At 55.9% G+C, this 12,011-nt stretch carries 13 protein-coding genes; 10 read left to right on the plus strand and 3 right to left on the minus strand.

Features of this window, described 5'->3' with window-relative positions:
- The 10 genes from JW953_21240 to JW953_21285 all read left to right on the plus strand — a co-directional run.
- Positions 1–462, plus strand: a 462-nt coding sequence (locus tag JW953_21240) for a 4Fe-4S binding protein (protein ID MBN1995228.1), incomplete at its 5' end; no start/stop codon positions are given.
- Positions 459–1,055 carry an indolepyruvate oxidoreductase subunit beta gene (locus JW953_21245; protein MBN1995229.1) on the plus strand — a complete coding sequence of 199 codons (597 nt, stop codon included), beginning with the start codon at positions 459–461 and terminating at the stop codon, positions 1,053–1,055. The genes JW953_21240 and JW953_21245, both read left to right, overlap by 4 nt.
- Before the next feature lie 215 nt (positions 1,056–1,270).
- A complete protein-coding gene (locus JW953_21250) occupies positions 1,271–2,587 on the plus strand; it encodes a phenylacetate--CoA ligase (GenBank protein ID MBN1995230.1) in 1,317 nt (438 codons plus the stop codon).
- Positions 2,588–2,664: 77 nt separating this feature from the next.
- On the plus strand, positions 2,665–3,930 hold the full coding sequence (locus tag JW953_21255) for an ABC transporter substrate-binding protein (protein MBN1995231.1): 1,266 nt from the start codon (positions 2,665–2,667) through the stop codon (positions 3,928–3,930).
- 91 nt (positions 3,931–4,021) lie between these two features.
- Complete coding sequence (locus JW953_21260; protein ID MBN1995232.1) at positions 4,022–4,426, plus strand: gamma-glutamylcyclotransferase; 405 nt, start codon at positions 4,022–4,024, stop codon at positions 4,424–4,426.
- A gap of 167 nt (positions 4,427–4,593) precedes the next feature.
- Positions 4,594–5,055, plus strand: coding sequence for a DUF4332 domain-containing protein (locus JW953_21265; protein ID MBN1995233.1), 462 nt, complete (start codon positions 4,594–4,596; stop codon positions 5,053–5,055).
- Positions 5,056–5,069: 14 nt separating this feature from the next.
- The gene (locus JW953_21270; protein MBN1995234.1) at positions 5,070–5,999 is read left to right on the plus strand and encodes a branched-chain amino acid ABC transporter permease; all 930 of its coding nucleotides are present in this window, start codon (positions 5,070–5,072) and stop codon (positions 5,997–5,999) included.
- Between the two features lie 7 nt (positions 6,000–6,006).
- Positions 6,007–7,017 (plus strand): branched-chain amino acid ABC transporter permease, encoded by a 1,011-nt coding sequence (locus JW953_21275; GenBank protein ID MBN1995235.1) that lies wholly within the window; start codon positions 6,007–6,009, stop codon positions 7,015–7,017.
- Positions 7,018–7,033: 16 nt separating this feature from the next.
- The gene (locus tag JW953_21280; protein ID MBN1995236.1) at positions 7,034–7,855 is read left to right on the plus strand and encodes an ABC transporter ATP-binding protein; all 822 of its coding nucleotides are present in this window, start codon (positions 7,034–7,036) and stop codon (positions 7,853–7,855) included.
- On the plus strand, positions 7,848–8,582 hold the full coding sequence (locus JW953_21285; GenBank protein ID MBN1995237.1) for an ABC transporter ATP-binding protein: 735 nt from the start codon (positions 7,848–7,850) through the stop codon (positions 8,580–8,582). The genes JW953_21280 and JW953_21285 overlap by 8 nt, the downstream gene beginning before the upstream one ends.
- Before the next feature lie 14 nt (positions 8,583–8,596).
- Here the strand turns inward: JW953_21285 and JW953_21290 are convergent, their stop codons facing one another.
- The 3 genes from JW953_21290 to JW953_21300 form a co-directional block, all read right to left on the minus strand.
- Positions 8,597–9,316 carry a CPBP family intramembrane metalloprotease gene (locus JW953_21290; protein ID MBN1995238.1) on the minus strand — a complete coding sequence of 240 codons (720 nt, stop codon included), beginning with the start codon at positions 9,314–9,316 and terminating at the stop codon, positions 8,597–8,599.
- 126 nt (positions 9,317–9,442) lie between these two features.
- Positions 9,443–10,198: an AAA family ATPase gene (locus JW953_21295; GenBank protein ID MBN1995239.1), complete on the minus strand. Its 756-nt coding sequence runs from the start codon at positions 10,196–10,198 to the stop codon at positions 9,443–9,445.
- Positions 10,195–11,739, minus strand: coding sequence for a CHAD domain-containing protein (locus JW953_21300; GenBank protein MBN1995240.1), 1,545 nt, complete (start codon positions 11,737–11,739; stop codon positions 10,195–10,197). Before JW953_21300 ends, JW953_21295 begins: the two co-directional genes overlap by 4 nt.
- Positions 11,740–12,011 lie beyond the last annotated feature (272 nt).

A 12,011-nucleotide genomic window follows, 5' to 3' on the forward strand; every position in this document is an offset into this window, starting at 1 on the left:
CGCACCACCGGCATGACGGGCCACCAGGGTCATCCCGGCACGGGCAAAACCCTGCGGGGCAGCCAGAGCGAGCTGATCGGCATTGCCAATGTGGCCCGCGCCCTGGGCGTGCGCCACGTGGCCGAGGTGGAAGCGCGTGATTTGAAGGGGCTGGAGCAGGCCATCCGCGCCGCAATGGCGGCTAACGAACCGGCGGTAGTTGTTATCCGGGCCATCTGCATGTTTGAGAGCGCCCATCACCGCAAGCCGTACACCGTGATTGCCGAAGATTGCAACGGCTGCACCATGTGTTTTCGCATCGGCTGCCCGGCCATTGCCAAATCTGACGAGTTGGACGAAAAAAGCGGGCGGCCAAAAGCCTGGATAGACCCGGCCATGTGCGTGGGCTGCGGCCTGTGTTTTGACGTGTGCGCCCGCCAGGCCATAGAGGCCGGGGCGGAGAAGGAAGGGAAAAAACAATGAGCACAACCAACTTTGTTTTAGCCGGGGTCGGCGGCCAGGGCACCATCCTGGCCAGCGATGTGGTGGCCCAAACCGGCCTGCACCTTGGCCTGGACGCCAAAAAGTCAGAAGTGCATGGCATGGCTCAACGCGGCGGCGCGGTGATCAGCCACGTGCGCTGGGCCGAAAAAGTGGCCTCGCCCTTGTGCGAAAAAGGCGCGGCCGATTATCTGATTGCCCAGGAAATGCTGGAAAGCCTGCGCTGGATAGACTTTTTGCGCCCCGGCGGCGTGGCCGTTATCAACCAACAACGCATCCCGCCCACGTCAATTATTTTTGGCGCAGCCACTTACCCCTCGCCCGAAGAGATTGTGGCTGCGTTCCAAAAAGTGGCCGGACAAGTTTTACTGGTTGACGCCCTTGGCGTGGCCGAACGACTACAAAATGCGCGGGTAGCCAACAGCGTGCTGCTTGGCGCGCTGTCGTCGGTGATGGATGTGCCTGCCGAGGATTGGTTGGAAGTTTTGACCGCCAGAGTCCCGCCCCGGCACGTGGCGGTCAATCGCCAGGCCTTTTTTGCCGGGCGCGAAAGACAATGGTTGGCGGAGACCTAACCCAATGTTTTACGAAGCCGAAAAAACCAAATTCTTAAGGCCCTAGCGTTACCGGACCGTGGTCTCAACCGCTCTCCCCGTAATTGGAGATGGGGCGAAGTTGAGAAAAGTTTGGTAACGCGCCCCCCACGTTCCTGGTCTGGCTCATAGGAGCCGGACGGCAACTATGTTCATACCCTGTCATCACATAAGAATATCACCCAGGAGGGAATCCTATGCCTATTTGGAATCCGGAATTTGAATCCATGCCGCGCGAAGAGTTGGGCAAACTGCAATTGAAACGGCTCAAGGCGACGGTTGAACGCGCGGCCAAAACCTCGCCCTTTTACCGGGAACAGTTGGCGCAAGCAGGTGTTGGCGCGGACGACATCCAATCGCTGGCCGACATCGCCAAACTCCCCTTTACCAACAAAGAGGACTTGCGGCGCAGTTATCCCTGGGGCATGCTCACCGTGCCGTTCAAAGACGTGGTGCGGATCCACGCCTCCAGCGGCACCACCGGCAAGCCCACCGTGGGCGCTTACACCCGGGCCGATCTTGACCTGTGGGCCGAAGTAATGGCCCGCACCATCTTTGCCGGCGGCGTAACCGAAAACGACGTAGTGCATAACAGCTACGGTTACGGCCTTTTCACCGGCGGGTTGGGCTTTCACATTGGCGCGGAAAAGATCGGGGCCACTGTTGTCCCGGCCTCGGCGGGATTGACCCGGCGGCAATTGATGCTGATGGAAGATTTTGGGGCAACGGTGTTGTGCTGTACCCCCTCTTATTCCCTGGTCATTGCCGAAGAGGCGGCGGCTGAAGGCATCAAGATCAAAGACCAACTGAGCCTGCGGGTCGGCTTTTTTGGAGCGGAACCGTGGACCCAAAAAATGCGCGAAGAAATTGAAGCCGCGCTTAACCTCAAAGCCTTTGACATCTACGGTTTAACCGAGATCATCGGCCCCGGGGTGTCCATTGAGTGCGAGCATCGCAACGGGCTGCACATTTTTGAAGACCACTTCTACCCCGAAATCATTGACCCCGCCAGCGGCGAGCCGTTGGGCTACGGCGTTGAAGGCGAACTGGTGTTCACCACCCTCACCCGCGAAGGCATGCCCATTATCCGCTATCGCACCCGCGACCGCTCCGTGCTGCATGCCGAAAAGTGCGCCTGCGGCCGGACCATCGTGCGCATGGAAAAGGTGCTGGGCCGCACCGACGATATGCTCATCATTCGCGGGGTCAACGTTTTCCCCTCGCAAATCGAGCGGGTTCTGCTTGAGTTCAGCGAACTGGAGCCGCATTACCAGATCATGGTTGACCGGGGCCGGCACGAGCTGGATACCGTGGAAATTTGGGTAGAGGGCGTGGACAGACTCTTTATGCCCGTTGACCCTCAGCGCCTGGAAACGCTGGAAAAAGAGATAGAAGAACGTTTGCACCAGGCGCTGGTGATCCACTGCACGGTCAAACTGATGAAACCGCAGAGCATCGAGCGCAGCCTGGGCAAAGCCAAACGGGTGATAGACAGGCGACAGTTGGACAAGTAGCAAATTACAAACCGCAAGTAGCAAATTACAAATTGGATAAAAAAACAAATTATCTAAATAAAGCAAAGAGGAAGAGAATGAAAAACTATAAGTTTCTAAAAGTTTTAGCCGTTTTGGCAGTTTTAACTTTACTGGTGACGGCCTGCGGCCAGGCGGCAGCCCCGGCCCCGGCCCAGCCGCAAGAAGAAGCGCCGGCGGCCCAAGAACAGGCGCCGGCGGGCGAAGAAGGCGAGCCGTACACCATTGGCGTATTTTTCTCGGTCACCGGCCCGGCTTCATCGTTGGGCGTGCCGGAACGGGATACGGCCAATATGATTGTGGAGCAGGTGAATGCAGCGGGCGGCATCAAAGGGCCAGACGGCAAGATGCATAAGCTGGAGATCATCATGGAAGACGACCAGAGCAACGCCGACGAGGGCGTGTTGATTGTCAAAAAGCTGGTGGAAGCAGGTGTGCCGGTAATTGTGGGCGGCACCTCCAGCGGGGTGAGCATGGCCGTGATTGGCACCATCACCGAAGCCAAAGTGCCTTTTATTTCCAATGCCGCTTCCGGGGCCATCATTCAGCCGGTGGAAGAGCGTTACTGGATTTTTAAAACACCTCAGATGAACGTGCCCGTATCGCAAGTGCAGGCCGACTGGTTGAAGGCCAAGGGCATCACCAAGGTGGCCTCGTTTGGAGTGAACAACGGTTTTGGCTCCGATTCAATGCTGGCCTTGCAAGAAGTGGCCGCCGAGCAAGGCCTGGAGATTGTGTGGGAAGGCACCTTTGAACCGGCCGACACCGACTTTTCGGCCCAGCTTACCCAAATAGCCGGCTCCGGGGCCCAGGCCCTTATTGCCCACGCCACCCCGGCCGAAGGCGCGCCGCTGACCGTGCAGTTCCGCGACCTGGGTTTGGAAATGCCCATTATGCACAATCACGGCATCGGCAACCAGGCCTTTATTGACCTGGCCGGCGAAGCCGCCGAAGGCGTGCTCTTCCCCATTGGCAAAATGCTGGTGGCCGACGACCTGCCCGCCGGCGACCCGCAAAAAGAGGTGATCACGCAGTACATTGCCGACTACACCGACTACACCGGCGGCAGCACGCCCAGCACCTTTGGCGGCCACGCCTGGGACTCGATGCAGATGGCTATTATGGCCCTGGCAGCCGTTGGCCCCGACCCGGCGGCCATCCGCGATTACCTGGAAACCATTCAGAACTTTGCCGGTATCTCCGGCGTGTTCAACCTGTCGGCGCAAGACCACAACGGTATTGGCAAGGAAACCCTGGTGCTGGTGCAAATTAAAAACGGCGCCTGGGAATACGTGCCGCCGGAGAAGTACAGCGAAGTGCCCTGATAAAACTTCGCTCATTTTCGTAGTTCACACCAGGTAGGGGCGACCAGCTGGTCGCCCCTACTATGGATTTCATCATAATAGCTTACCAGCAATGAATGTGTTTACTTACGGCTCGTTGATGTACCACAGGGTTTGGTCAAGGGTTGTCGCCGCAACCTATCCCCAAAAATCCGGCGCGGTGTATGGCTTTCAACGGTTGAGGGTAAAAAATGAACCGTACCCAGGGCTGATCAAGGGCAACGACGTTGTAGACGGCATTATCTATTTTGGCGTGACCACCGCGGATTTGGCGCGATTAGACAAATTTGAGGGAAGGTTGTACAAACGGGTAGAAGTTGAAGTAACTGGCGCGGATGGAGAGCAGGCGCCGGCATGGGTGTATGTTATTCGGGATGAGTTTAGGGAGCTATTGGATGGGCCGTGGTCAAAAACGGAGTTTGAGCAAGAAGGATTGGCGGAGTTTGAAGCAAGGTATGGAGGGTTTGAGGAGGGGTGACGATGAATGAACCGGCCGATTCTTATCTGCCGCAAACACCACGACGATTTCTCTATATCCGACGGGGCTATCTATGAAGATCACCTACGGTAGATTGTAACTATTGTTAATTCATGCCCAACTCGCTGGGATTTTAATCATTCAGCACTATCTCAAGGAGGTCAATTATGACACAGTTAGATTTGTTTAAGGGAGTAATACTGGTTTCTGTAGCCCAGGCACAACAAAGAACCTTGGCCGGAATCCCGCTCTGGGTTCTCTTTTTGGTGGCGGTGGTGGTGATCATTATTGCCGTTATCTGGTTTTTGTATGAAGAGAAACAAAAAAAATCTCAAGCAGAAACTGCCGCTCCGCCTGCCGCAGCCCAAACAGCCCCCCCGGACGACCTGAAAATCATTGAAGGCATTGGCCCCAAAATAGCCGGGGTCTTGCAGGCCGCCGGAATCACCACCCTGGCCCAACTGGCCCAAACCGACGTGGGCCGCTTGCGACAAATTTTAGATGAGGCCAATATGACCGCCCTGGCCAACCCCACTTCCTGGCCGGAACAGGCTCAATTGGCCGCGGCCGGCGATATGGCGGCGCTGCAAAAATTACAGGATGAACTCAAGGGCGGCCGGCGGGTTTAATTAAGGAGGTCAGTTTGACGCTTCAAGATCAACTGGTGCAATTTCTTGTTTCAGGCATTACGGTGGGCAGCATCTACGCCCTGATCGCCCTGGGCTTTGTGGTGATCCACAACGTTACCGGCATTGTCAACTTTGCCCAGGGCGAGTTTGCCGTGTACGGCGCGTTTATGGCCATTACCGTGTCGCAAAAAGTGAACCTGTTGAGCGGCAACGTGCGGTTCAACCTGGCGTGGCCCCTGCCGCTGGCCGCGCTGCTGGGCGTGGCGGCGGCGGTGGTGGTTGGCCTGCTGCTGTACCGGCTGGGCATCCAACCGGCGCGGAAAGCCTCGGCGCTGAGCATGATCATCATTACCATTGGCGCGGCCTTTGTGCTGCGCGGCGTGGCGTTGCTGATCTGGAGCACCGATCCCTACCGCCTGCCCGCCTTTACCCAGGGGCCGCCCCTCAAAATTTTGGGGGCCGTGCTCACCCGCCAGAGCGTATGGGTAATTGGGGTAACGGTGGTTTTGTTGGCGGCCCTCTACCTATTCTTCAACTACACCCTCATTGGCAAGGCCCTGCGCGCCTGCGCGGCCAATCCGGGCGCGGCGCGACTGATGGGCATCAACGCCACCCGCATGGCCCTGATCGCCTTTGGCCTGAGCGCGGCCACCAGCGCCATTGCCGGCATTGTTATCACCCCGGCCACCTTTATGACCTACGACCGGGGCCTGATCCTCTCGCTCAAGGGATTTGTGGCCGCCACCATGGGCGGGGTGTCCAGCCTGCCGGGCGCGGTGATCGGCGGGCTGTTGTTGGGCATTGTCGAAGCCTTTGCCGCCGGTTTGCTCTCGTCCGGCTATAAAGACGCGGTGGCTTTTGTGGTTTTGTTCATTGTATTGGCCATGCGGGCCGGCGGTTTGCTCAAGGGCCGGGCCGCGGCCGCCGAACAGGCCGGATTGTGAGGCGCGCATGTTGAACCGGATCCGCGCTCATCCAAACGCAACCGGCCTGGCCGCGTTGGCCGTAGCCCTGGCCCTGGTTCCCCTGGGCATCCAGAACAACTACATCTTGACCATCCTCATCTTCATTGCCGAATTCACCATGCTCACCATTGGCCTGTCGCTGCTTATGGGCTACGCCGGCCAGATCTCGCTGGGCCAGGCCACCTTTTTGGGCCTGGGGGCCTATACCACGGCCATCCTGTCAACCCACCTCAACATCCCTCCCTGGCTGGCCCTGGTGAGCGGCATTGGCCTGGCCGCCGGGCTGGCTTATCTCATTGGCATGCTGATCTTTCGGCTGCGGGGGCATTACCTGGCTATGGCCACCCTGGGCATGAACATTATCTTTTTTCTGGTCCTCACCCAAGAAGTGGAGTGGACCGGCGGGCCGTCCGGGTTCCATTGGGGAGTGCCGGATTTAAGCCTGGGGCCGCTGGTCTTATCCACCGATGTTCACTACTACTACCTGTTCTGGTTTTTTGCCCTGCTGGTCATAGCCCTGTCGCTCAACATTGTTAACTCGCGCGTGGGCCGGGCCATGCGCGCCCTGCACACCAGTGAGGTAGCCGCCGAAACCATAGGCATCAACACCAACGCCTACAAGCGCAAAGTTTTTGCCCTGAGCGCGGCGTATGGCGCCCTGGCCGGAGGGCTGCACGCCACCTATCTGGGTTTCATCAGCCCGTCGTCATTTGGCATTGGCATCTCCATTGAGTTGGTGGTAATGGCCGTAGCCGGGGGCCTGGCCAGCGTGTGGGGTGCCATCTTTGGGGCGGCCATTATTATTTTGATTGACCAGTACGTGGGCAATTTAATTGAAATCGTCATTCCCCAGGCCTCCGGCGAATACGAGATCATCGCCTTTGGCCTTATTTTGATGTTGATCATGATCTTTATGCCCGAAGGGCTGTTCACCGGCATGGTGAATCGCTGGCGTAAGTGGAAAGACTCCCGGGCCTCGGTTGGCGGTGAAATTTGAAGTAAGGAATAAAGGTATGGCGGAAAAACCGGTTTTGCTTGAAACCCGGCGCGTTTCTAAAAATTTTGGCGGTGTGGTGGCGATTCATAATGTGGATTTGACCGTGCGCGCGGGAGAAATCATGGCCCTCATTGGCCCCAACGGCGCGGGCAAAACCACCATGTTCAACCTCATTTCCGGCACGCACGCCCTGGACAAGGGTGAAATTCTCTTTGCCGGGCAGCGTATCTCCGGGCGGCCGCCCCACTGCATTGCCGCGGCCGGGGTGGTGCGGACATTCCAGAATTTGCAAATTTTTGGCAACATGACGGTGCTGGAAAACGTAATGGCCGGCTCCTACCTCCAGGGCCGCGCCGGCTTTTTAAAAGCGGCTTTGCGCTGGCCGGGCGTGGCCGCCGAAGAGTCCCGCCTGCAAGAACAGGCTATGGAATACCTGACCCTGGTGGGTTTAACCCGGCGGGCCAATCACCCGGCTGCCTCCCTGCCTTACGGCCAGCAGCGCCTGGTGGAAATTGCGCGGGCTTTGGCCGTGCAGCCCAAACTACTGCTGCTCGACGAGCCGGCCGCCGGGCTGACCCGCGTGGAAACCGATACCCTGAACGAACTCATTTACCGCATCCAATTGAGAGGCATTACGGTTTTGCTGGTGGAACACGACATGAATTTGGTAATGGGCGTGGCCGACCGGGTGGCGGTGTTGCATTACGCTCAAAAAATTGCCGAGGGCACGCCGTCTGAAATCCAGTGCAATCCAATGGTCATCCAGGCCTATTTGGGCCTGGAGTGGCAAAGCGCCATGTTACCCTCGGCCAGAAACAGGGAGAAAACCGATGCTTGAAATCCACAATATTTCCACCTACTACGGCCATATTCGCGCTTTGCACGAGGTTTGCCTGGAAGTGGGAGACGGCGAAATTGTATCGCTGATTGGGGGCAACGGCGCGGGCAAAACCACTTTGCTCAACAGCATTTCCGGCACTGTGCCGCCGCGCCAGGGAGCGATTTTAATGAACGGCCAAAATATTACCTGCCAGCCACCCGAGACCATTGTCGGCAGCGGCATCAGCCAGGTGCCGGAACGGCGCCAGGTGTTCGGCAACATGAGCGTGCGCGATAACCTGACCCTGGGCGCATACCGACGGCTGCAAAAACGCAGCGAACGCCAGGCGGTCAAACAAGATATGGAGTACGTTTTCAGCCTGTTTCCTCGTCTCAAGGAACGAGAGAAACAAGCGGCCGGCACCCTCTCCGGCGGCGAGCAGCAAATGCTGGCCATTGGCCGGGGTTTGATGGCCCAACCCAAAATGCTGCTGCTGGACGAACCCTCGCTGGGCCTGGCCCCCATTTTGGTGCAGGAAATTTTTCAGATCATCCAGCACTTGCGCCAGAACAATCACACCACCATTCTGCTGGTTGAACAAAACGCTCGCGCCGCCCTGGGCATTTCTGACCGGGGCTACGTGCTGGAAACGGGCCGGGTAGTGTTGAGCGGCACGGCTGAAGATTTGATGGCCAACGAGGAAGTTCAGCAAGCCTATTTAGGCCGGGGCAGCGAGTGCCTTTAAGTTTCTCCTGCCCCTCAGGGCGACGGTATCCAACCCTGCGAAACCGCATACGCAGCCAAAAGAGCCACGGTGTTGGTGAGCATGTGCATTAAAACGGCAGGCCAAATAGAGCCGGAGTATTGATACAAAAAGGCAAAAACCAGGCCCAGGATAAAAATGGGCAAAAATGAAGTGGGCACAAAATGGGCCAGGGCAAACAACCCCGCGCTGGCCAGGGCCGCTTTTTTCCAATCCCACCGGCGCAGCAGCCCCGTAAAAACAAAGCCTCTAAAAAAAACCTCTTCCACAAACGGGGCTACCACCGCCCCGCCAAACAGAAGCGCCAACGGGAACGAGGTATTGTCAAAAATCAGGTCAATATCCGGCTGAACCTGCAAATTAAATAAGGCCAGCACAGAGGCGTAGGCCAAGTTAAAAATCAACGATAACGCCATCAGGCCGCAACCGATCCCCACCGCTGCCGGGCGAAAGACCCCCAAGCCCAGCTTGACCCACCCAACCCCGTACTTGTGAACGGTAAAATACCACACCGGCAGCAGCAGCACAACCTCGCCAAAAACCACCACCAGGCCCAAATCCAGGGGCAAGGCGAATTTTTCCCACAGCAAACTACCGGCCAACAAAAACAACACCCAAAGAACAAATACCCCCAAGCCCCAAGTCACATCTCGCGGCGTCCAGGGGACGGAGGGGAGAGAAGAATATCCAGGTTTTGGTTCGCTAATATTGTTCATAGACTTCTGGCGCACTCAACAAGTGATACGTGAATAATACCACGCTTTAGCCCAAAATAAAAAGACCGGAATAATCCGGTATTCTTTGGACTTCATTCGCAGATTGGGCTATCTGTGGCTTTCAATTTACTGGCCAGCCAAAAACACTCTCTCGGTGATTTCGGCCCATAAATTCCCGTACGCCGTGGCCGCCGCCGAGCGGGGGGCAAAAACCGCCACCGGCTCTCGGGCCAGGCCCATGCGCTCGATCACGGATGAATAGGGGATAGGGTTTTGCAATACTCCCTGAAACTCTTCCGACATAGACGCCATTAATTCGCGGTGTAACTTTTTTCGCCGGTCAACCATTGAAAAAAAGGGATGAATTTTGCGGGGATTATAGTGGTGTTTTTTGCAAAAGGCCAGCAATTGCGCGTGGGTCCGTACCGATAGCGTGGTTGGAATCAGCGGCACAAAAACATAATCTACAGCGTTGATGATATTTACGGCCAGCAGGTTGATGGTAGAGGGAGAGTCCAGGATGATAAAGTCGTATTCATCCTGCAATGGTTCCAGGATTTTTTCCAGCCGGTGTTTAGAACGTTTTAGATGATCAAAGGTTATATCCAGTTTACGATGGCTCAAATCGGCCGGGAGCAAATCCAGGTTTTGATAATCGGTGCCTTTGATGCTGTTTTCTATTTGCCGACCTACTTTGGTGAAACCCCTGGCTTTGGCCTTTAGTTTAGGCTTGATCCGGAAATAGTAGGTAGCCGAGCTTTGCGGATCGAGATCGCAGATCAGGGTCCTGGCCCCGGCTTGAGCGGCCAGATAGGACAAGTTGACGGCAGCCGCGGTTTTGCCCACTCCCCCTTTGTTGCTATAAATGGCCAGGGTCTTCATTCAGCTACCTCTTTCTTTTCCGGCGCAAACAGCTTTTGGAACAGCGCCCGGTTTGAGGCTGAGGCAAAGGCAGTGAAGGTTTTGGCAAATTCACCTTTGACCCTTTGGCGCTGTTGGTCAAGGCTGCCGATCAAACCGCCAACGGCTAACAGCGTTTTGCGGGCGGACGGGCCGTTTAGGGGTAATTCTTCAACAACATTAAGCAGGTATTGTTCCTGAACGCACAGGTCGTTGAAGTGGCCCAGGTTATCTTGCAGCCGTTTTAACTGTTTGAGCAAGGTTTCGATCTCGTCTGCGGGGAATAGACCGGCAAAAAACTCCAGCAGGTATCGCAGTTTTTTGCCCTCAATGCGCAGGGCGTGAAGTTGCTCGTCGGCGGTGTTCTCCAGGATTTGCCGGCCTGATTTAACAATCCGCCGGTAGCGTTTGTAGATCCGGTCTTGGGCCAATTGGATGATGGGCAAGGCCGCGTTGCCGGCGCTGGGCGAATCTAGGGGCGGTTCGGCCAAAAATGCTTCCCAATCGTGCAGAACGCGGGCATATTCCGGCGCGTTCAAGCCGGCGACAACTTTTTGCCGGGCCTCGGCGCGTTTTTCTCGCAGGTAGTTGAACAAGGGGGTTATGCTGTTACGCAAAATATCGGGAAGCATGGCCCGGTACGTGTCTTCAGCCAGCAGGTAAACGTCCAAATCCCGCAGGTCGTTAGAAAGCCGGCCGATGCGGGCAAAATCCTGCTTAAAACGATCCGTTGTTTCGGCCGGAAAAACGTTTTTGATCTGGCTGAGGGCGGAACGGGTGCGCCGCACCGCTACCCGGAAATCGTGCAAAAATTCCGGGTCAACGTCTTTTTTAACGTAGGGTTCGTTGCGCTTCATCACGTTCAAAAGAAAGCGCAAGATAACTTTAGTTGCTTCATCGGCCCGCAATTGCGGATCAAGCCGGATATTCAATTTAGCCGAATAATCGCCCGGCTGGCGGCCCACGGCTTCCAACGCCAGCAAATAGGCGTCTTTTTCGGCGGGGGAGCACCCTATTATTTGGAGGTGATTGGCTACCTGCTGTAGCTCTTTGGGATAGCCTCGCACCGGCTTCACCCATACTTGCCCCGCTGCCTCTTTGCCGCCGGCAGGTTTAATTTCCTCAAAAACCAACCAGGCCACGGTTTTTTCATCCTGGTTCAAAATGCGATATGGCGTCGAATGCGTTTGTATTTCAACAAGCAGCAATAACGCTCGCATTTCCAAGATGGGTGCCAGTTGCTCTTTTAATTGACTATCAGGAAAATCTTTAACGAAAACCGGCAAGGGGGTAATTTTTTGCCGCTGCAAGATTTGATGCGTGGCTAATTGGCTCAAACATAACTCGCCAGCAGACTCAGACAACATCAATCCGGCCTGATACAAACGCCAATCAAAGGTGTCGTAAAACGCCAGTTTTTCAGCCAGGGGTTCTTCTTTTTTCACCGGATAGTGGCCGGCCAATTCGTCAACCAACTGTTGGACCCCATACCCATGGGGCAAGTTGAATTTGAGATTATCCAAAATTGAACTCCCTGGAAAAATGGTTGCTCATATTATAGCACATTAACTCCAAATGCCCTATTTTACAGGCTGCGCCCTTAATTTTAAACAAATATTTTCATTGGCTGCCGACCCATCGCCGCAGCGTTTGAGCAACAGACCTGACCACAACAAAGATTTGACAAAACTATAAACAACGTAACTACTTCGACAATGTCATGTTAGGGACTGGGGCCATTACGTAATCTGGATTTACGGGATCGGATACGATTGTCGAGATGTTCAATAACCAA

It is taken from the genome of Anaerolineae bacterium (genome assembly GCA_016931895.1).
Taxonomy (GTDB): domain Bacteria; phylum Chloroflexota; class Anaerolineae; order 4572-78; family J111; genus JAFGNV01.

Excerpts from the sequence above, each read along its gene's own strand:
- JW953_21295 (MBN1995239.1), bottom strand. The coding sequence starts at position 10,198 with ATGAAGACCCTGGCCATTTATAGCAACAAAGGGGGAGTGGGCAAAACC.
- JW953_21245 (MBN1995229.1), top strand. The coding sequence starts at position 459 with ATGAGCACAACCAACTTTGTTTTAGCCGGGGTCGGCGGCCAGGGCACC.
- JW953_21275 (MBN1995235.1), top strand. The coding sequence starts at position 6,007 with ATGTTGAACCGGATCCGCGCTCATCCAAACGCAACCGGCCTGGCCGCG.
- JW953_21260 (MBN1995232.1), top strand. The coding sequence starts at position 4,022 with ATGAATGTGTTTACTTACGGCTCGTTGATGTACCACAGGGTTTGGTCA.
- JW953_21280 (MBN1995236.1), top strand. The coding sequence starts at position 7,034 with ATGGCGGAAAAACCGGTTTTGCTTGAAACCCGGCGCGTTTCTAAAAAT.
- JW953_21250 (MBN1995230.1), top strand. The coding sequence starts at position 1,271 with ATGCCTATTTGGAATCCGGAATTTGAATCCATGCCGCGCGAAGAGTTG.
- JW953_21255 (MBN1995231.1), top strand. The coding sequence starts at position 2,665 with ATGAAAAACTATAAGTTTCTAAAAGTTTTAGCCGTTTTGGCAGTTTTA.
- JW953_21265 (MBN1995233.1), top strand. The coding sequence starts at position 4,594 with ATGACACAGTTAGATTTGTTTAAGGGAGTAATACTGGTTTCTGTAGCC.
- JW953_21290 (MBN1995238.1), bottom strand. The coding sequence starts at position 9,316 with ATGAACAATATTAGCGAACCAAAACCTGGATATTCTTCTCTCCCCTCC.
- JW953_21285 (MBN1995237.1), top strand. The coding sequence starts at position 7,848 with ATGCTTGAAATCCACAATATTTCCACCTACTACGGCCATATTCGCGCT.